Below are 19,794 nucleotides of genomic sequence, written 5' to 3' on the forward strand. Positions count from 1 at the left end.
TCCACTCGTACGGTCCCTGCATGCCCGTCACGGCGTACGACCTCAGCGGCCGCACCGCGTTCGTCACCGGGGCCGCGAGCGGTATCGGCCGCGCCTCGGCCCTCCTGCTCGCCGAGGCGGGCGCGACCGTGCACTGCGCGGACCGCGACTCCGAGGGCCTGCACGAGACGGCGACCCTGATCAAGGACACCGGCGGCACCGCCCACCCGCACCTCCTCGACGTCACCGACCGCTCCCGGATGCGGCAGGCCATCACCTCCTGCGAACGCCTGGACGTCGTGGCCGCGATCGCCGGCATCATGCACAGCAGCCCCGTGCTGGAGACCCGGGACGAGGACCTCGACCGGGTGCTCGACGTGAATTTCAAGGGCGTGCTGTACGCCTGCCAGGAGGCGGCCCGGCTGATGATCGCCACCGGAACCCGGGGCAGCATCGTCACCATGGCCTCGGGCGCGGTCGACACCGGCGGACCCGGGCTGCTCTGCTACGGCGCGGCCAAGGCGGCGGTGGTGCAGCTGACGAAGACCCTCGCGACGGAGGTCGGCCGGCACGGCATCCGCGTCAACGCGGTCGCTCCCGGCTGGATTCGCACGCCGATGACCGACCGCCACGACAGCGAGGCCCAGTCGCACACGGAGTCCGTCATGGCCCGCATGTCACCCCTGGGCCGGGTGGGCGAGCCCGAGGACATCGCTCACGCGGTCCTGCACCTGGCTTCCGACGCCTCGGCCTTCACCACAGGCCAGATCCTCCGCCCGAACGGGGGCGTGGCGATGCCGTGGTAGCACCAGCCCCGCGCTCACCCACTCGTGTCCCGCGATCGCCCCGCGGCGTCCCCCAGACCCTCCGCCACCGCCCCGAACCGACCACCCCGCTCGCCCGCCCCTTCGGCACACAGTGCACCGGCAACACGCTCAGCCCCCACCCCCCGGCCGCGACCGCCGCCTCCAGCACCCCGGCCCCGGGCACGACCGCCAGCCTGAGCACCGCCCACCACCACAGCGCCCCCAGCCCGAGCACGGCCCCGCGGACCCCCCAGCCCCAGACCCCCCAGCGCCCTATCCCCGCCATGGCCGCCACCTCCGGCCCGACGCTATTCGGCCGCTCGGACCCGCGGGCAGGGCGCACCAACGGCACACAGGCGCACCGCGCACCACTCGAAGCCGGGCGGCATCGCGCCCGGCCGGCCCGTCATCCGGTTCCGTCACCCGTTCTCGGCCTGGAACATCCAGTGATGCTTCTCCAGGTCCGCCGTGATCCCGATGAAGATGTCCTGGCTCACCGGGTCCGGCTCGCCGGTCGCCTCGACCCGCTCCCGCATCCGCGCGATCACCGCGCCCAGTGCCTCGACGAGCGTCCCCACGGCGGTCGTGTCATCGACCCACCCTTCAGGGGTCACGCCGATACCACTGCCGACGGCCACCGTCGCGGCACGCCCGTCGGGCGAGATACCGAGCGCCGCGGCGCGCTCCGCCACGGTGTCCGAGTACTTCCGCGCGGTGTCGACGACCTCGTCGAGCTGGAGATGGACGGAACGGAAACGCGGTCCCACCACGTTCCAGTGGATCTGCTTCGCCACGAGCGCCAGATCCACCAGGTCGACCAGCGCACCTTGCAGCGCCTCCGACACGGTCTTCAGGCTCGCGTCGGACAACGGGCTCTTCACGACGTACATCCGCACCTCCGTGGACTGCCCCCCGCCATCCCCTCAACGATGACCGCCGTACGCCACACCGGCAAACGCACATGAAACGGGCACTCGACGCCGCACATCCCGCACGCAAGCGAAAACCCCGGGCGGGCACCCCTCCGGATTTCCCGGAGAGGCCCGGCCGGGGCCTCAGCACTTCTCAGCGCCTGGTCGGCGCTCCACTCATGCCGCGTACGCGAAAACGCTCACGCGGCGACGACGTCCACCGCCTCGGCGGGCGCCTTGATCGTCACCCGTTCCGGTGGCACACCGGTCACCGATACGGAACCCAGCATCGGGCGAACCGGCGTGGGTACAGGCTCGCTGGGGGTGGCCGCAGCGGACTGGGCCAGCTCGGCGAGGGCGAGCTCGTCGCTCACTTCCCGCATGAGCTCGGACATCCGTACGTCCAGCGCGTCGCAGATGGCGGAGAGCAGCTCGGAGGAAGCCTCCTTCTGCCCCCGCTCCACCTCGGAGAGATAGCCGAGTGAGACTCGGGCGGACGAGGAGACTTCGCGCAGAGTACGGCCCTGGCGCTGGCGCTGCCGACGCAGCACGTCACCCAGCAGGCGACGGAGCAGAATCATCGGTGGCTCCCTCCTCGGACCGCGTAGCCGCATCCATTACGCCCCACCGTACCGCCTTGCGCCGCGGCCGTGCGGGGAGCGATGTCGTGTTCACTCAGGGCTGCATACATCAAAACCCCCCGTTCCGTTCCGTATCCTGTGCCCGCTCATTCCCAGTCTGTTCGCCCGCAAGCCCCTTGGGGAGCAGTGCGAGTACGCTCCGTACACTCTCTCTACGAATTTCCTCGCGGTCGCCGTTCAACCGCAGAGCCTCCACTTTTCCGCCGCCGGCAGAACCGGAATCGCCCCCGAAGGGTCCGTCCACGGTGCCTGTGAGGCTCTGGAGGCCGATGTGACCTCCGCCGCCGCATCGAGGCCACGGGTCAACGGCTCCACGACGGCGAGCGTCCTGCCCTTCACCGTGAGTAGTCGCACCACGTCAGTGGCCGTGGAACTCACGTTTCCTTCTCCTCCAACGTGGCCTTGCGCTCGGCGATTCCCTGCCTGCGCAGCACAATGGCCTGTTTCACATAGTCGAGCCCGGTCACCACCGTCAGAACGACCGCAGCAGCCATCACCCACCACCTCAGGGTGGCCAGCCACCCCGTCAGCGCCAGCACATACATGCCCACGGCCACGCCCTGGGTGAGGGTCTTGAGCTTGCCGCCGCGGCTGGCGGGGATGACGCCGTACCGGATGACGACAAAACGCAGCAGGGTGATTCCGAGTTCCCGCCCGAGGATGACGCCGGTCACCCACCACGGCAGATCCCCGAGCGCGGACAGACAGATCAGCGCCGCCCCCATGATCGCCTTGTCGGCGATGGGATCGGCGATCTTCCCGAAGTCGGTGACCAGGTTGTACGTACGCGCCAGGTGACCGTCGAAGATGTCCGTGATCATGGCGATGGCGAAGGCCGCCCAGGCGAGGGCCCGCCACGCCGGGTCGTATCCGCCGTCCGCGAGCATCAGCGCCACGAAGGCCGGTACGAGGACCAGCCGGAGCATGGTCAGAAGGTTGGCGACGTTCCAGACACTGGCCTGGTTGACGGCCGCTGCCGTCAGCTTCCCGCCCCGCGCGCTCTTCTCCTCGCCCTGGGCGTCGACGCCGGCGCCGTCCGAGCCCTTGCCGACGACAGCCCCACTGCCACCCGCAGCGTGCCCCGTACCGGATGTCCCGCCCTCAGCCGACCGCGCGGCCGTACGGCCGGTCGCCGACCCGGGCACCTTCCCCGAGGCCGCACCGGCCGCGGGCCTCCTCGCGCCGGAGGCGCCTCCCGCCGCGGCTGCCGGGACACCGGTCATCTGCCCGCCTCCTCACTCCACGCAGGCGACGCGAACGAACCCTGCAGGGGCTCGGCCACCAGGTCGACACCCTCCGTACCGACCACCTTCGCCTCGACCATACGACCGCCGGCGAGCCCCGCGCCGCTCGTGAGCAGCACCTGGCCGTCCGTCTCGGGCGCCTGGTGCGCGGCACGGCCGTACACGCCGTCCTCGTCGACGGACTCGACGAGCACGTGCACCGTCTGGCCGACACGCTCCTCGGCGCGCTGCGAGACCAGCTCCTCGGCCAGCCGCGAGACCCGGGCCAGACGCTCGGCGACCACGTCCTCGTCGAGCTTGTTCTCGTAGGTCGCCGCCTCGGTGCCCTCCTCGTCGGAGTAGCCGAAGACACCGATGGCGTCCAGTCCCGCGCCGTTGAGGAACCGCTCCAGTTCGGCGAGGTCGGCCTCGCTCTCGCCGGGGAAGCCGACGATGAAGTTGGAGCGCACACCGGCCTCGGGCGCCTTGCTCCGGATGGTGTCGAGCAGGTCCAGGAAGCGGTCGGTGTCGCCGAAGCGGCGCATCGCGCGCAGCACGCCGGGCGCGGAGTGCTGGAAGGACAGGTCGAAGTAGGGCGCGACCTTCGGGGTCGACGTCAGGACGTCGATCAGGCCGGGCCGCATCTCCGCGGGCTGGAGGTAGCTCACCCGGACCCGCTCGATGCCGTCGACCTCGGCGAGCTCGGGCAGCAGCGACTCCAGCAGGCGGATGTCGCCCAGGTCCTTGCCGTAGGAGGTGTTGTTCTCGGAGACCAGCATGATCTCCTTCACGCCCTGCTCGGCCAGCCAGCGCGTCTCGTTCAGCACGTCGCTCGGGCGGCGGGAGATGAAGGAGCCGCGGAAGGACGGGATGGCGCAGAAGGAGCAGCGCCGGTCGCAGCCGGAGGCGAGCTTCACGGAGGCGACCGGGTTGCCGTCGAGGCGGCGGCGCAAGGGCGCCCGGGGGCCGGAGGCCGGAGCGAGGCCTTCCGGAAGGTCGGCCGGAGCGTGCCCGGGCAGCGCGACCTCGGCGGCGGACTCCTGTCGCTGCGCCGGGCTGATCGGCAGCAGCTTGCGCCGGTCGCGCGGGGTGTGCGAGGCGTGGATGCCGCCGTTGAGGATGGTCTGAAGCCGGTCCGAGATGTCCGTGTAGTCGTCGAACCCGAGCACGCCGTCGGCCTCAGGGAGGGCTTCGGCGAGTTCCTTGCCGTACCGCTCGGCCATGCAGCCCACCGCCACCACGGCCTGGGTTCTGCCGTGCCCCTTGAGGTCGTTGGCTTCCAGGAGGGCGTCGACGGAGTCCTTCTTGGCGGCTTCCACGAAGCCGCAGGTGTTCACGACGGCGACGTCCGCGTCCTCGGCGTCCTCCACGAGGTGCCAGCCGTCCGCCTCCAAACGGCCTGCGAGCTCCTCCGAGTCCACCTCGTTACGGGCGCAGCCAAGGGTGACCAGTGCGACGGTACGGCGTTCAGGCATGGGCTCAAGAGTACTTCGTCCCGCTGACACCCCACGTCGACGGGGTTGGCCGATCCCCGCCAACCCCGTACGTCGGACACCCCTTCGGCGCGGTTACCCGGCCTCGGGGTCGCCCTTCGTGTACGTGAGACGTTCCACGGAGCCCGGCTGGAAGTCGTCCTCGATCTTCTTGCCGTTGACGAAGAGGTCGATCGCGCCGGCGTCCCCGAGGACGAGGTGCACCTTCGAGCTGTCCTGGAAGGTCTTGGAGTCGCCCTGCTTGAGGACGCCGTCGAAGAGCATCCGGCCGTTGTGGTCCTTGGCGGCGATCCAGCTGCGGCCGTCGGCGGCGGCCACCCGGACCGTCACCTTGTCCTGGGGCGCGGCCGCGATGGCGCTGTCGGAGGGTTTGGGCTTGGGGTCGGCGGGCTTCTTGGACTTGGTGGTCGGGGAGGCGGACGCGCCGGGCGTCGAGCCGTCGGCCACATTGGCCTCGCCGGCACCGTCGTCGCCGCCCTGGAACATGGTGAACCCGACGAAACCGATCACGACGACGATCGCGGCGACCATGGCCGCGGTCCAGTTGGGCCCCCGCCGCTCCGGACGGATGCGCTCCGCCTCGAACAGGGGAGCTGCCGGGGTCGGCGCCGGACGGCCGCCGTGCGTGTCGCCGTACTGGGCGAGCAGCGGCGCGGGGTCGAGGTGGACGGCCTTGGCCAGGGTCCTGATGTGCCCGCGGGCGTAGACGTCCCCGCCGCAGGCGGTGAAGTCGTCCGCCTCGATGGCGTGCACGATGTTCATGCGGACCCGGGTGGCGCTACTGATGTCGTCGACGGTCAGTCCCGCGGCGATACGCGCCTGCTGCAGGACACGGCCGATGGAGGGGCGGGCTTCCTCGCGGTCGTCTTCGACGCGCTCGTCTTCGAACGGACGCTCGTCTTCAGGGGAGTTGCCGATGGACACGGGGGCGCCTTTCGAGCGTGTAGCCGCCTGTGCTGGAAGTTCAGTCTAGGGGGGGTATGAAAGGGTGGGGCAACCGGGCGGTGTCACTTTGTACGCCATCGGAATGGCCCGACATTCCGATGGTGGGGTCGGTGCTTTTCGCCTCCCTCAACTTGACGTACGCCGGGGGGAAACGGTTGCCAATGATCCCTAACGGGTGAGTCACGATCCGGACACCCGGTTGCCGTACACGCCCCGCGAGGCGACCACCGTGTCCCGCTTCCCTACCCTTCAGACTCCCCCCGGATCAGCGCGAGCACGCCATCCAGCTCATCAGGCTTCACAAGAACGTCACGTGCCTTGGAACCCTCGCTGGGCCCGACGATGTTCCGGGACTCCATGAGGTCCATCAGCCGGCCGGCCTTGGCGAAGCCGACGCGCAGTTTGCGCTGGAGCATGGACGTCGACCCGAACTGCGTGGAGACGACCAGTTCGGCCGCCTGGCACAGCAGGTCGAGGTCGTCGCCGATGTCCTCGTCGATCTCCTTCTTCTGCTTGGTGCCGACGGTGACGTCGTCCCGGAAGACGGGCGCCATCTGGTCCTTGCAGTGCTGGACGACGCCCGCGATCTCCTCCTCGGTCACGAAGGCGCCCTGCATACGGGTCGGCTTGCTGGCTCCCATCGGCAGGAACAGCCCGTCGCCCTTGCCGATGAGCTTCTCGGCGCCCGCCTGGTCGAGGATGACGCGCGAGTCCGCCAGCGACGAGGTGGCGAAGGCGAGCCGCGACGGCACGTTGGCCTTGATCAGACCGGTGACGACGTCGACCGACGGCCGCTGCGTGGCGAGCACCAGGTGGATGCCGGCCGCGCGCGCGAGCTGCGTGATACGCACGATCGCGTCCTCGACGTCCCGCGGCGCGACCATCATCAGGTCGGCCAGCTCGTCCACGATGACCAGCAGATACGGATACGGCTGGAGTTCCCGCTCACTGCCCTCGGGCGGCTTGACCTTGCCCTCGCGCACGGCCCGGTTGAAGTCGTCGATGTGCCGGTATCCGTAGGCCGCCAGGTCGTCGTAGCGCAGGTCCATCTCGCGCACGACCCACTGGAGCGCCTCGGCGGCCCGCTTGGGGTTGGTGATGATCGGCGTGATCAGGTGCGGGATGCCCTCGTAGGCCGTCAGCTCGACCCGCTTGGGGTCGACGAGGATCATCCGCACGTCCTCGGGGGTCGCCCGCATCATGATCGAGGTGATCAGGCAGTTGATGCAGGACGACTTGCCGGAACCGGTGGCGCCGGCGACCAGCATGTGCGGCATCTTCGCCAGCGAGTGCATGACGAAGCCGCCCTCGACGTCCTTGCCGAAGGCGACCAGCATCGGGTCGTCGTCCTCAGCGGACTCCGCCAGACGGAGTACGTCACCGAGGTTGACCATCTCCCGGTCGGTGTTCGGGATCTCGATGCCGACCGCGGACTTGCCGGGGATCGGGCTGATGATCCGCACGTCCGGGGAGGCGACGGCGTAGGCGATGTTCTTGGTCAGCGCGGTGATCCGCTCGACCTTCACGGCGGGGCCGAGCTCCACCTCGTAGCGCGTGACCGTCGGCCCGCGGGTGAAGCCGGTGACACTGGCGTCCACCTTGAACTCGGTGAAGACGGTGGTCAGCGACTCGACGACGGCGTCGTTGGCGGCGCTGCGCGCCTTGCCCGGGCCGCCGCGCTCCAGCAGGTCGAGAGACGGCAGGGAGTACGTGATGTCGCCGGAGAGCTGCAACTGCTCCGCACGCGGGGGCAGGTCGCGGGGCTCGGAGGGCGGGGCCTTGGTGAGGTCCCGCACGCCCGCCTTCGGCTTCTCCTGCTCGGGCTTGTCCTGCTTGAGCTTGTCCTGCCTGGGCCTGGCCTTGTCCTGCTGAGGGCGTGCGGCCGGGACGGGCGTCGGCGTGGTCGCCTCGCGGTCCCCGACCGTCACGCCCTGGGTGAGGTCGGCGACGATCGGCGAGGGCGGCATCCCGTGCATGACGGCGCCGTCGAGCGCGGCGGCGGCCGCGGCGGCGACGTCCACCGCGTCCATGGGCCGGTTCATCTCGGGCTGCGGTACGGCGGACCGCCGGGGACGGCCGCGGCGCCGGGAGAGCGCCTCCTGCTCGGCGCTGTCGGGGTCGTACGCCTCGGGCGCCGGCGTGCGCCTGCCACGCGGGCGCGCGGGCAGCGCCTCACGCCACTGTTCCTCGTAGCGCTCGTCGTCCTCGGCGAATCCGAACTCGTCCTCGGCCGGGTCGCGGACGATCCCGAGCCGCACCCCGAGCAGCCGCAGCCGCTGCGGAATGGCGTTGACGGGAGTGGCCGTGACGACCAGCAGCCCGAAGACCGTCAGCAGCACGAGCAGCGGTACGGCGAGCACATGGCCCATGGCGTACGACAGCGGCGTCGCCATGGCCCAGCCGATGAGCCCGCCGGCGTCCCTTATGGCCTGCATGCCGGCGCCGCGCGCGGGCGAACCGCAGGCGATGTGGACCTGGCCGAGCACGCCGATCACGAGCGCGGACAGACCGATCACGATGCGTCCGTTGGCCTCGGGCTGCTCAGGGTGGCGGATGAACCGCACGGCGATGACGGCGAGCAGTATCGGCACCAGCAGATCGAGCCGGCCGAAGGCGCCGGTCACCAGGATCTCGACCAGATCGCCCACGGGGCCCTTCAGATCGGCCCAGGTGCCCGCGGCGACGATCAGCGCGATGCCGAGCAGCAGCAGCGCGACACCGTCCTTGCGATGCGCCGGGTCGAGGTTCTTGGCGCCCTGCCCTATGCCGCGGAACACGGCACCGACGGCATGCGCGACACCGAGCCACACGGCGCGCACGAGCCGGTAGATGCCTCCGGTCGGGCTGGGTGCCGGTTTGGGCGCGGGCTTCTTCGCCGCGGCCTTCTTGGCGGGCGCCTTCTTCGCGGGAGCCTTTTTGGCAGCGGCCTTCTTCGCCGGAGCCTTCGCTGAAGCGGCCGCCTTCTTCGCGGGCGGCTTCTTGGCTGCGGAGGAACGTGAGGCCATAGGTGTGAGGTTACCGGTGGAGACGGCAGGGGACACGTGTGCCTACGGCTTCACCCGTTCGTGTCGCTCCGGGAGAGGCGCGAAACTGACGCGCGTTCATGGGCGGACAACCACGCCCGCCCGCGCGTCAGTTCTGCGAGGGCACCGACGACGTGCTTCCGGTGCCCGGCTCCAGCGCGTCCAGCGCCCGCCGCAACCCCGTGAGCTTGCGCTCCAGATGAGCCGCCGTGGCCACCGCGGCCGCGTCCGTCGACTCGTCGTTCAGCTGCTTGGTCAGCGCCTCGGCCTGCTCCTCGACGGCCGCGAGCCGAGCGGAGAGCTCCGCGAGCAGCCCGGCCGACTCCTTGGCCTCGCCGCCGGCGCTCTTGTCGCCGCCCTCCAACTGGAGCCGCAGCAGCGACGCCTGCTCACGCAGCTGGCAGTTCTTCATGTACAGCTCGACGAAGACGGAGACCTTCGCGCGCAGCACCCACGGGTCGAACGGCTTGGAGATGTAGTCGACCGCACCCGCCGCATAACCCCGGAAGGTGTGGTGCGGGCCGTGGTTGATCGCCGTGAGGAAGATGATCGGGATGTCCCGGGTCCGCTCACGACGCTTGATGTGCGCAGCTGTCTCGAAGCCGTCCATGCCCGGCATCTGGACGTCGAGCAGAATGACCGCGAAGTCGTCCGTGAGCAGCGCTTTGAGTGCTTCCTCCCCGGACGATGCCCGCACCAGCGTCTGATCGAGCGCAGAGAGGATCGCCTCCAGCGCCAGCAGATTCTCCGGCCGGTCATCGACCAGGAGGATCTTGGCCTTCTGCACCATGGCCCGCCCTCCTCGCCCCGGCGTGGGGCCTCCCCTGTCCGCGAGACCTGAGGACGCACCGGTGGGTGCCGCCCCAGGGGACGACTCCCTTACGTCGCCCGTCCTTGTGCCGGTCATCGTAGCCGCACCCTGCCTGTCGCCACACCCTGTCACCGTGATGTCACTGTGCACGTAGCGGAAACGCAGCAGGAGACCAGAAGGTTCCCCAGATCTTGTACTTCTACACGACTATGCGCACATCGAGTCGGCAACTCCGCGTGAACACCGAACCTTCCCGCCATGGTTGCGTAGCGACCCAACGTTCCCCTCATTCCCCTCGCATCCACTGATCCATCACCGCGAGCAGGTGATCGGGGTCGACCGGCTTCGTGACGTAGTCCGAAGCGCCCGACTCGATCGCCTTCTCGCGGTCGCCCTTCATGGCCTTCGCGGTCAGCGCGATGATCGGCAGCCCGGCGAACTGCGGCATCCTGCGGATCGCCGTGGTCGTCGCGTACCCGTCCATCTCGGGCATCATGATGTCCATCAGGACGACCGCCACATCGTCGTGCTGCTCGAGCACCTCGATGCCCTCACGGCCGTTCTCGGCGTACAGCACGGACAGGCCGTGCTGCTCCAGGACGCTGGTCAGGGCGAAGACGTTGCGGATGTCGTCGTCGACGATCAGGACCTTCTGGCCGCCGAACCGGATGCCGCGGTGCGGCTTGGGCAGCACCTCCGGCTCCGCGGGCGTCCACTGCTCCGGCTGCGCGGGGCGCGGCAGCTCGGGCATCCTGCGGCGCCGCCGGAACAGGGCCGCCGGTCCGTTCTGCGTGTCGCGGTACGACTTCACCTCGGCCGGCGTGTCGACCTCCGCCTCGGACAGCTCCGACAGGTCGGACGACGACACCAGGTCACCGGCCTCCAGGGCGGGCAGCTGCTGCTGGTAGCCCTGTGGCGGCAGTTCACTGGGGTGCAGCGGCAGGTACAGCGTGAACGTCGAGCCGCGGCCCGTCTCGCTCTGCGCGTAAATCTCACCGCCGAGCAGCTGGGCGATCTCCCGCGAGATGGACAGCCCGAGACCCGTACCGCCGTACTTGCGGCTGGTCGTGCCGTCGGCCTGCTTGAACGCCTCGAAGATCACCCGCATCTTGCTGGAGGCGATACCGATCCCGGTGTCCGTCACCGAGAACGCGATCAGCTCGGCGTCCGGGTCGGTCAGCGACCCGGTCTCCAGCAGCTGCTCCCGGATCCGCTGCGGCACGTCGTCCCGCGCCGGCCTGATGACCAGCTCCACCGACCCCGAATCGGTGAACTTCACCGCGTTCGACAGCAGGTTGCGCAGCACCTGCAGCAGCCGCTGCTCGTCGGTGTGCAGCGTCGCGGGCAGCTCCGGCGAGACCCGCACGGACAGATCCAGGCCCTTCTCCGCGGTCAGCGGGCGGAAGGTGGCCTCCACGTAGTCCACGAGCTGCACGAGCGCGATACGCGTCGGGGAGACGTCCATCTTGCCCGCCTCGACCTTCGACAGGTCGAGGATGTCGTTGATGAGCTGGAGCAGGTCGGAACCGGCCCCGTGGATGGTCTCGGCGAACTCGACCTGCTTCGGGGAGAGGTTCCCCTCGGCGTTGTCGGCGAGCAGCTTGGCCAGGATCAGCAGCGAGTTGAGCGGCGTACGCAGCTCGTGCGACATGTTCGCCAGGAACTCGCTCTTGTAGCGCATCGACACAGCGAGCTGCTCGGCGCGCTCCTCCAGGACCTGCCGCGCCTCCTCGATCTCGGTGTTCTTCACCTCGATGTCGCGGTTCTGCTGGGCCAGCAGCTCGGCCTTCTCCTCCAGTTCGGCGTTGGACGCCTGGAGGGCCTTCTGCCGCTGCTCCAACTCCGCCGACCGCTCACGCAGTTGCTCGGTCAGCTCCTGCGACTGCGCCAGCAGCAGCTCGGTCTTGGTGTTGACGGAGATGGTGTTGACGCTCGTGGCGATCATCTCGGCGATCTGGTTGAGGAAATCCTTCTGGATCTGCGTAAAGGGAGTGAAGGAGGCCAACTCGATGACCCCGAGCACCTTGCCCTCGAACAGCACCGGCAGCACGATCACCTGCGCCGGCGGGGCCTCACCGAGCCCCGAGGAGATCCTCAGGTAGCCGCTGGGCGCGTTCTCCACGAGGATCGTGCGCTTTTCCGTCGCGGCCGTCCCGATGAGCGCCTCACCGGGCTGGAACGACGTCGGCATGGAGCCCATCGAGTAGCCGTACGAGCCGAGCATGCGCAGCTCGTACTGGTCGTCGCCCGCGGCGTTCTTGTCCTCGCCGTCGACGAGCGGCATGGCCAGGAAGAACGCGCCGTGCTGCGCGGACACCACCGGCGTCAGCTCGCTCATGATCAGCGAGGCCACGTCCTCCAGGTCGCGGCGGCCCTGCATCAGCGCGGAGATCCGGGCCAGGTTGCCCTTGAGCCAGTCCTGCTCCTTGTTGGCGATCGTGGTGTCGCGCAGGTTGGCGATCATCTTGTTGATGTAGTCCTGGAGCTCCTGGATCTCCCCGGACGCGTCCACGTCGATCTTCAGATTCAGATCACCACGGGTCACCGCGGTCGCCACGCGCGCGATGGCACGCACCTGCCGGGTCAGGTTCCCGGCCATCTCGTTCACGGACTCGGTCAGGTCACGCCACGTCCCGTCGACGTCACGCACGCGTGCCTGCCCGCCGAGCTGCCCTTCCGTACCCACCTCGCGGGCGACCCGGGTGACCTCCTCGGCGAAGGAGGACAGCTGGTCGACCATCGTGTTGATGGTCGTCTTCAGCTCCAGGATCTCGCCGCGCGCGTCGATGTCGATCTTCTTCGTCAGGTCACCCTTGGCGATGGCCGTGGTCACCATGGCGATGTTGCGCACCTGGCCGGTGAGGTTGGACGCCATGCCGTTCACGGACTCGGTCAGGTCCTTCCACGTACCGGCCACACCCGGCACATGCGCCTGCCCGCCCAGGATGCCGTCCGTGCCCACCTCACGGGCCACCTTGGTGACCTGCTCGGCGAACGAACTCAGGGTCTTCACCATCGTGTTGATGGTGTCGGCGAGCTGCGCGACCTCACCGCGCGCCTCGATGGTGACCTGCCGTGTCAGGTCACCGTTGGCGACCGCCGCCGAGACCTGGGAGATGTTCCGCACCTGCGTGGTGAGGTTCTTGGCCATCAGGTTGACGTTGTCGCTCAGGTCCTTCCAGATGCCCGTGACACCCGGAACGTGTGCCTGGCCGCCCAGGATGCCCTCGGTGCCCACCTCACGGGCCACCCGGGTCACCTGCTCGGCGAACGAGGACAGCTGGTCGACCATGGTGTTGACGGTCGTGACGAGCTCGAGGATCTCGCCCTTGGCGTCGACGGTGATCTTCTTCGACAGATCGCCCCGGGCGACCGCGGTCGTGACCTCGGCGATGTTGCGCACCTGGATGGTCAGGTTGTTGGCCATGCCGTTCACGGACTGGGTGAGGTCCTTCCAGGTGCCGGAGACACCCTGCACCTCGGCCTGACCGCCCAGGATGCCCTCCGTACCCACCTCACGGGCCACACGTGTGACCTCCTCGGCGAACGAGGACAGCTGGTCCACCATCGTGTTCAGGGTGTTCTTCAGCTCCAGGATCTCGCCGCGCGCGTCCACGGTGATCTTCTGGGACAGGTCACCCCGGGCCACCGCCGTCGCCACCTGGGCGATGTTGCGCACCTGGCCGGTCAGGTTGGACGCCATGCCGTTCACGGAGTCGGTCAGGTCGCGCCACACACCGGCGACGCCGGGCACCTGCGCCTGACCGCCCAGCCGGCCGTCCGTACCCACCTCGCGCGCGACCCGGGTCACCTGCTCGGCGAAGGACGACAGCTGGTCGACCATCGTGTTGATGGTGTTCTTCAGCTCGAGGATCTCCCCGCGAGCGTCGACATCGATCTTCTGCGACAGGTCACCCCGGGCCACGGCCGTCGTCACCTGCGCGATGTTGCGCACCTGGGAGGTCAGGTTCCCCGCCATCGAGTTGACGGAGTCGGTGAGCTCCTTCCAGGTGCCCGACACGCCGTCCACCCGGGCCTGACCGCCGAGACGGCCCTCCGTGCCCACGTCCCGGGCCATCCGGGTCACCTGATCGGCGAAGGACGACAGCTGGTCCACCATCGTGTTCACGGTGTTCTTCAGCTTGAGCATCTCGCCGGAGACATCGACCGTGACCTTCTGCGAGAGGTCGCCGTTGGCCACCGCCGTCGTCACCTGGGCGATGTTCCTCACCTGTCCGGTGAGGTTCCGGAACGCCGTATTGACGGAGTCCGTCAGGTCCTTCCACGTACCGGCCGCACCCGGCACCTGCGCCTGGCCGCCCAGCTCACCCTCGACACCGATCTCTCGCGCCACACGCGTCACTTCGGCACCGAAGGAGGACAGCTGGTCCACCATCGTGTTGACGGTGTTCTTCAGCTCCAGCATCTCGCCGGCCACGTCGACCGTGACCTTCTGCGACAGATCACCGTTGGCCACCGCCGTCGTCACGGCGGCGATGTCCCTCACCTGAGTGGTCAGATTCCGGAAGACCGTGTTCACCGAATCGGTGAGGTCCTTCCACGTTCCCGCCGCACCCGGCACGTTCGCCTGACCGCCGAGCTGCCCCTCGGCCCCGACCTCGTTGGCCACACGCGTGACCTCGTCCGCGAAGATCCGCAGCGTCTCGGTCATCTGGTTGATCGTGTCGGCCAGCTGCGCGACCTCGCCGCGCGCCGGCACGGTCACCTTCCGCGACAGATCACCGTTGGCGACCGCGGTCGTCACCTCCGCGATCCCGCGCACCTGGGCCGTGAGGTTCCCGGCCATGGTGTTCACCGAATCGGTCAGTTCCTTCCACACACCGGCGACGCCCGGCACCTGCGCCTGCCCGCCCAGCGCACCCTCGGTGCCCACCTCACGGGCCACTCGGGTCACCTCGGAGGAGAACGCCGACAGCTGGTCCACCATCGTGTTGACGGTGTTCTTCAGCTCCAGCATCTCGCCGGCCACCTGGACCGTGACCTTCCGGGACAGATCACCCTTGGCGACCGCCGTGGTCACCAGCGCGATGTCCCTCACCTGGGCCGTCAGCCGGTACGCCATCGTGTTGACGGAGTCGGTGAGATCCCGCCACGAACCCGACATGCCGCGCACCCGGGCCTGCCCGCCCAGCTTGCCCTCGGTGCCCACCTCACTGGCCACACGCGTGACCTCGTCGGTGAACGTCGACAGCTGGTCGACCAGGTTGTTGACCGTCCGCCCGACCTTCAGGAACTCACCGCGCAGCGGATGCCCGTTCCCGTCCTGGGCCTGCGTCCGCAACTCCATACGCGGCGACAGATCACCCTCGGCCACCGCGGACAGCACCCGGCTGACCTCGGAAACCGGCCGCACCAGGTCGTCCACCAGCGCGTTCGAGTTGTCGATCGCCGTCGACCACGAGCCCTCGCAGGCCCCGGTCTCCAGCCGCTCGGTGAGCTTGCCCTCCCGGCCCACCATCCGCCGCACCCGGGCCAGCTCGCCCGTCAGATGCAGATTCCGGTCGGCCACTTCGTTGAAGACGGCCGCGATCTCGGCCATCACGCCGTCCCCGGACACCGTGAGCCGCTTGCGGAAGTTCCCGTCCCGCATCGACACCAGGGCCGCCATCAGACGGTTCAGGGCCGCCGTATCCACCTCGGTGGTGCCATTGCGCGCTTTGCCCTGGTTACCCGGGGACTGTTTGCCCTGGTTGCTCGGGGACTGTCCGCCTTTCGCGCGCGTCTTCGTGCCACGCGTCGCTGCGCCAGACTCCACTGTGTCCCTCCCGCAGGGGTCGACCGTCACTGCTGTGCTCGGGTATCGCGCTCGGCGTACCAGTTACTACTGCGTATTCTCTGCCCTGCATATCAGGCTCTCGCCAGAGGGCTGCTGCCCGCCGTACGCATTGGGCACTCAGCCTGCCCGGACCTTCACAAGAAGCTTGCCCAGTGTTTCACCCTGGCCGAACCAGGCCATAACAGTTCGGCAGCTTCGCACATCGTCCGCACACCCTCCGGACGGAAACACTGCAGACCGGCATCCGAATGGACCGCGAAGGTAAGTAACCTTGCATCCGGCTGTCCAGCCGCGCCGGTCCGTCCGGCCTGGGCGGTGGCACGAAGACGAGCGGGCATCGGAGGGGCGGCCGCACACATGACCACCGGACTGATCCCGGGGGGACAGCCCCCGGACCCCCGGCCGACGGGCAGCCTGCCGCACCAGCGGCGCGAGCCGGTCGGTCACGCAGCCCAGCACGTCGAGAACCGGTCAAGGAGTTCTGTGATCACCGCGCGCGCGGCCGCCAGTTTCGAGCCCGTCGGGCGCTCGGTCGCGAGCGCCCGCTCCTTCGTCCGCGACACCCTCCAGGGCTGGGGCTTCGCCGACATCGTCGACGACGCCGTGGTTCTCACGAGCGAACTGGTGACCAACGCCGTCGTCCACGCCGGCACCTCCGCCGACCTGCTGTGCCTGCGCAGCGACGACGGTGTGCGCATCGAGGTGGCCGACCGGTATCCGGAGCGTGAGATCCCGCTCCAGGCCACGGCCATCAACATGGGCAGCCCCGACCGCGAGGGCGGCCGCGGCCTCCAGCTCTGCGCGGCCCTCGCCGGCCGCTGGGGCGTCGAGTACACCCCCACCCACAAGACGGTCTGGTTCCAACTCGACCTGCCGGCACGCGCGGTCGGCACCCGAGCGGCCGGACCGGCCCTCCCCGCCGACCTCCTCCCCCTCGCCGACGGCCGGGTCCGCGTGGCCGTCATCCAGATCGACCGCACCGGCCACATCAGCGCCTGGAGCGAGGACGCCGAGGAACTCTTCGGTTACCCGGCCGAGCAGGTCACCGGCAAGCCCCTCACCGACCTCGCGGCCTGGCCGCACACCCCGGGCACCAGCACCGGCATCGCCGAGGCCCTCCAGCTCTCCCGCTGGGAGGGCAGCTACGGCATCCGCGCCGCCACCGGCCGCGTCACCCCCGTCTACGCCTCCCACCTGCGCGTCCGCGACACCGGCGGCGAACCGTCAACCGTGTGCCTCCTCGTGAGGGACCACGAAAGGGCCGTTCTGCAGACGCCCCTGCGCGGCCCCGCCTCCGACACCTCGACCACCTCCGAGGGCCAGAGCACCGACCCCTTCGAGGTGTTCATCGGCTCCCCCGCCCCGGACGACCTCGACGGCCTCCTCCAGCGCACGGTGGAACGCGCCCGCGACATGCTCGACGGCGACTCGGCCTTCCTCCTGCTGGCCACGGACGACGAGACGGAACTGGAGGTCCGCGCCTCCACGGGCCTGCCCTCCGCCCGCCAGCGCTTCGCCCGCGTCCCCGTCGAGGCGGGCCCCGGCCGCTACGGCTCGGCCCGCATGCCGGCCGTCCACGACGACCTGACGGCGGTCCCCGGCGCGGTGCCCCTGCTGAACAGCACGGGCATGCGCTCGGTCGTCACCGTCCCGCTGAAGGTGGAGGGCCGCCTCACCGGCTCCCTCGGGGTCGCCGCCGAAGCACCCGGCAGATACTCCAACGAGGAGGCACTGCGCCTCCAGTTCGCCGCCGACCGCATCGCACTCGCCGTCGAATCGGCCCGCCTGGGCGAACTGGAACGCCTGCGCCGCGGCTCCCTGAGCTTCCTGGTCGAGGCGTCCGACCTGCTGGCCGGCACCCTGGACCGCGACCAGACCCTGGCCCTGATGGCCCAGATGACGGTCCCGACCCTCGCCACCTGGTGCGCCGTCTACACGATCGCGGACCAGGCCTCCGAGCCGTACCTCTCGTACGTCCTGCACGAGGACGAGGAACTCATCGACGGCATCAAGTCCCTGCTGTCGAAGGTCCCGCCGCCCGACCCGGTCCCCACCCCCGGCGCCCGTGTCTGGACGGCCCCCGGCGAGGTGGCCCACCAGGCGGCCCTGCGCAGCTCCATGCGCAGCCTCGGCCTCAGCGGCGGCCCGACCCACCAGGTCACCCCCGGCATCGGCCCGACCCTCGCCACAGCCTCCGCCGTCGGCGGCGAGACGGTCGTCCTCCCTCTGGTCGCCCGCAACCGCGTCATCGGCATGCTGACCCTCGGCAAGCCGACCGACGAGCACTTCCGCCAGGAGATCCTGGAACTCGCCGAGGACCTCTCCCGCCGAGCCGCCCTGGCCCTGGACAACGCCCGCCTCTACTCGGAGCGCACGGCGATCAGCCAGTCCCTCCAGCGCAGCCTCCTGCCCCCGGAGCTCCCCGTGATCGCGGGCGTCGAGGTCGAGGTCATCTACCGCGCCGCCGGCGAGGGCAACGAGGTCGGCGGCGACTTCTACGACGTCTTCCCCATCAGCGACGGCGCCTACGGCTTCGCCATCGGCGACGTCTGCGGTACGGGCCCGAACGCGGCGGCGGTCACCGGCCTGGCCCGCCACGCCCTGCGCCTCCTGGCCCGCGAGGGCCTCAGCGGCCCGGCGGTCCTGGAACGCCTCAACTCCGCCATCCTCGACGAAGGCGCCCGCAGCCGCTTCCTCACCCTCCTCTACGGCGAGATGCGGCCCCAGGAGGACGGCAGCGCGGAACTGAAGGTCGTCTGCGCCGGCCACCCGCTCCCGCTGCGCCTGCGCCAGGACGGCTCGGTCGAACCGGCAGCCGAACCCCAGCCGCTCCTCGGCGTCATCGAGGACCTGGAGCTCTACGAGCAGACCGTCACCCTCGACCCTGGCGATGTCCTCCTGTGCGTCACGGACGGCGTCACCGAACGCCGCGAAGGCGCCCGCATGCTGGGCGACGACGGCCTCGCCGATGTCCTCACGACCTGCACGGGCCTGACGGCCGGAGCGGTCGCGGCCCGCATCATGCGCGCGGTGGAGCGCTTCGCGTCGGACGCCCCGTCGGACGACATGGCGATCCTGGCCATGCGCGTCCCGGGCCTCCACAAGGACTAGGACATGGAGAAGGCCCCACCCGAATGGGTGGGGCCTTTTCTGCTGGAGCCCCCAAGCGGAATCGAACCGCTGACCTTCTCCTTACCATGGAGACGCTCTACCGACTGAGCTATAGGGGCCTGTCGCGTTGCGGTTTCCCGCGCGGCAACGGAATAGATCATACCCCGAACAGACCCGTGCTCCCAACCACGTCAGAAGGCGGGCTGCAGCAGCCCTCCAAGGGCGTTGCAGGCGGACACGATCCGCTGCATGTCCCGCTTGGTCAACGTCGCGTCGACCGGCAGCGCAAGCGTCTCGTCAGCGGCTCGCTCCGTCTCCGGGAGAGAAACACACCGCCGGAATTCGGGCAGCCGATGCACCGGGGTCTTCACCGGCACCCGGCATTCAACTCCCTTGGCCCGCACAGCCCGCGCGAAAGCGTCCCGGTCCGGTCGCCCGTTGCCCGGGACCCGCACGACGTACTGCTGATAGGTGTGCCCGTCACCGTCGTCTGGCGTCCGCACGCCCCTCAGCTTCGCGTCGAGGTAACCCGCACGCTCCCTGCGCTGAGCTATCTCGTCGTACGGCGCCTCGGACTCTCCCTGTTCCAGCACGAGCAGTCCGTGCCGCGCTCCCAACGTGTGCAACCGCGCGAGGTCGGCGAGCCGCCCGAAGCGGTGCACGACAACCACAGCCGCGGTGCGCGGAGTTACCGCCGCTTCCACAGCGACGGCGTCGAGGCAGTAGGTGACAGGATCTATGTCGGCGAACACCGGCATCGCCCCGGCCATGGCAACGGCCTCGGCGACCTCGACGTTCCCGAAGGCCGGCACGACGACCTCGTCACCGAGTCCGACTCCGGCGGCCCTGAGCATTGCAGCAGTACCCATGCTTTGGATGCTGAGCGCGCAACGTGAACTTCAAGTGACGGGCAACAAAAAAGGGTTGGTCCCGTAACCGAAGTTACGGGACCAACCCATTCAATGATTGTTCGGCGGCGTCCTACTCTCCCACAGGGTCCCCCCTGCAGTACCATCGGCGCTGAAAGGCTTAGCTTCCGGGTTCGGAATGTAAC

12 protein-coding genes, 1 tRNA gene, 1 rRNA gene and 1 pseudogene are annotated in these 19,794 nt (G+C 69.5%); 2 read left to right on the forward strand and 13 right to left on the reverse strand.

What is annotated here, in order from left to right; translation table 11 throughout:
- Positions 1–20 precede the first annotated feature (20 nt).
- On the forward strand, positions 21–785 hold the full coding sequence (locus ACWIF2_RS26250; RefSeq protein WP_454363146.1) for an SDR family NAD(P)-dependent oxidoreductase: 765 nt from the start codon (positions 21–23) through the stop codon (positions 783–785).
- Here ACWIF2_RS26250 and ACWIF2_RS26255 read toward each other — a convergent pair.
- From ACWIF2_RS26255 to ACWIF2_RS26300, 10 genes and pseudogenes are all read right to left on the reverse strand, one after another.
- A complete protein-coding gene (locus tag ACWIF2_RS26255; protein ID WP_454363148.1) occupies positions 733–1,071 on the reverse strand; it encodes a hypothetical protein in 339 nt (112 codons plus the stop codon). The two genes, ACWIF2_RS26250 and ACWIF2_RS26255, sit on opposite strands and share 53 nt — an antisense overlap.
- A gap of 133 nt (positions 1,072–1,204) precedes the next feature.
- The gene (locus tag ACWIF2_RS26260; protein ID WP_399027742.1) at positions 1,205–1,675 is read right to left on the reverse strand and encodes a Dps family protein; all 471 of its coding nucleotides are present in this window, start codon (positions 1,673–1,675) and stop codon (positions 1,205–1,207) included.
- A 221-nt stretch (positions 1,676–1,896) separates the two neighbouring features.
- Positions 1,897–2,277, reverse strand: a complete 381-nt coding sequence (locus ACWIF2_RS26265) for a helix-turn-helix domain-containing protein (protein WP_003993396.1) — start codon at positions 2,275–2,277, stop codon at positions 1,897–1,899.
- Positions 2,278–2,386: 109 nt separating this feature from the next.
- A pseudogene (locus ACWIF2_RS26270) lies at positions 2,387–2,715 on the reverse strand (hypothetical protein).
- Complete coding sequence (gene pgsA, locus ACWIF2_RS26275; protein ID WP_454363150.1) at positions 2,712–3,560, reverse strand: CDP-diacylglycerol--glycerol-3-phosphate 3-phosphatidyltransferase; 849 nt, start codon at positions 3,558–3,560, stop codon at positions 2,712–2,714. Before pgsA ends, ACWIF2_RS26270 begins: the two are co-directional and overlap by 4 nt.
- On the reverse strand, positions 3,557–5,035 hold the full coding sequence (gene rimO, locus ACWIF2_RS26280) for a 30S ribosomal protein S12 methylthiotransferase RimO (RefSeq protein ID WP_454363151.1): 1,479 nt from the start codon (positions 5,033–5,035) through the stop codon (positions 3,557–3,559). Before rimO ends, pgsA begins: the two co-directional genes overlap by 4 nt.
- Positions 5,036–5,128: 93 nt before the next feature.
- Positions 5,129–5,977 carry a helix-turn-helix domain-containing protein gene (locus ACWIF2_RS26285; RefSeq protein ID WP_454363152.1) on the reverse strand — a complete coding sequence of 283 codons (849 nt, stop codon included), beginning with the start codon at positions 5,975–5,977 and terminating at the stop codon, positions 5,129–5,131.
- 263 nt (positions 5,978–6,240) lie between these two features.
- A complete protein-coding gene (locus ACWIF2_RS26290; protein ID WP_454363154.1) occupies positions 6,241–9,003 on the reverse strand; it encodes a DNA translocase FtsK in 2,763 nt (920 codons plus the stop codon).
- A 127-nt stretch (positions 9,004–9,130) separates the two neighbouring features.
- On the reverse strand, positions 9,131–9,811 hold the full coding sequence (locus tag ACWIF2_RS26295) for a response regulator (RefSeq protein ID WP_189721890.1): 681 nt from the start codon (positions 9,809–9,811) through the stop codon (positions 9,131–9,133).
- A gap of 307 nt (positions 9,812–10,118) precedes the next feature.
- Positions 10,119–15,608, reverse strand: a complete 5,490-nt coding sequence (locus ACWIF2_RS26300; RefSeq protein WP_454363157.1) for a HAMP domain-containing protein — start codon at positions 15,606–15,608, stop codon at positions 10,119–10,121.
- A gap of 378 nt (positions 15,609–15,986) precedes the next feature.
- On the opposite strand from ACWIF2_RS26300, the gene ACWIF2_RS26305 reads away from it, so the two are divergent.
- A complete protein-coding gene (locus ACWIF2_RS26305) occupies positions 15,987–18,740 on the forward strand; it encodes a SpoIIE family protein phosphatase (protein WP_454363158.1) in 2,754 nt (917 codons plus the stop codon).
- A gap of 43 nt (positions 18,741–18,783) precedes the next feature.
- Here ACWIF2_RS26305 and ACWIF2_RS26310 read toward each other — a convergent pair.
- The 3 genes from ACWIF2_RS26310 to rrf form a co-directional block, all read right to left on the reverse strand.
- A tRNA-Thr gene (locus ACWIF2_RS26310) sits at positions 18,784–18,859 on the reverse strand.
- 72 nt (positions 18,860–18,931) lie between these two features.
- Positions 18,932–19,594 carry a DegT/DnrJ/EryC1/StrS family aminotransferase gene (locus tag ACWIF2_RS26315; RefSeq protein ID WP_382498704.1) on the reverse strand — a complete coding sequence of 221 codons (663 nt, stop codon included), beginning with the start codon at positions 19,592–19,594 and terminating at the stop codon, positions 18,932–18,934.
- 114 nt (positions 19,595–19,708) lie between these two features.
- Positions 19,709–19,794, reverse strand: a 5S ribosomal RNA gene (gene rrf / locus ACWIF2_RS26320); the annotation flags it as partial.

It is taken from the genome of Streptomyces sp. NPDC055506 (assembly GCF_053643595.1).

Excerpts from the sequence above, each read along its gene's own strand:
- ACWIF2_RS26250 (WP_454363146.1), top strand. The coding sequence starts at position 21 with ATGCCCGTCACGGCGTACGACCTCAGCGGCCGCACCGCGTTCGTCACC.
- ACWIF2_RS26255 (WP_454363148.1), bottom strand. The coding sequence starts at position 1,071 with ATGGCGGGGATAGGGCGCTGGGGGGTCTGGGGCTGGGGGGTCCGCGGG.
- ACWIF2_RS26260 (WP_399027742.1), bottom strand. The coding sequence starts at position 1,675 with ATGTACGTCGTGAAGAGCCCGTTGTCCGACGCGAGCCTGAAGACCGTG.
- ACWIF2_RS26265 (WP_003993396.1), bottom strand. The coding sequence starts at position 2,277 with ATGATTCTGCTCCGTCGCCTGCTGGGTGACGTGCTGCGTCGGCAGCGC.
- pgsA (WP_454363150.1), bottom strand. The coding sequence starts at position 3,560 with ATGACCGGTGTCCCGGCAGCCGCGGCGGGAGGCGCCTCCGGCGCGAGG.
- rimO (WP_454363151.1), bottom strand. The coding sequence starts at position 5,035 with ATGCCTGAACGCCGTACCGTCGCACTGGTCACCCTTGGCTGCGCCCGT.
- ACWIF2_RS26290 (WP_454363154.1), bottom strand. The coding sequence starts at position 9,003 with ATGGCCTCACGTTCCTCCGCAGCCAAGAAGCCGCCCGCGAAGAAGGCG.
- ACWIF2_RS26295 (WP_189721890.1), bottom strand. The coding sequence starts at position 9,811 with ATGGTGCAGAAGGCCAAGATCCTCCTGGTCGATGACCGGCCGGAGAAT.
- ACWIF2_RS26305 (WP_454363158.1), top strand. The coding sequence starts at position 15,987 with ATGACCACCGGACTGATCCCGGGGGGACAGCCCCCGGACCCCCGGCCG.
- ACWIF2_RS26315 (WP_382498704.1), bottom strand. The coding sequence starts at position 19,594 with ATGCTCAGGGCCGCCGGAGTCGGACTCGGTGACGAGGTCGTCGTGCCG.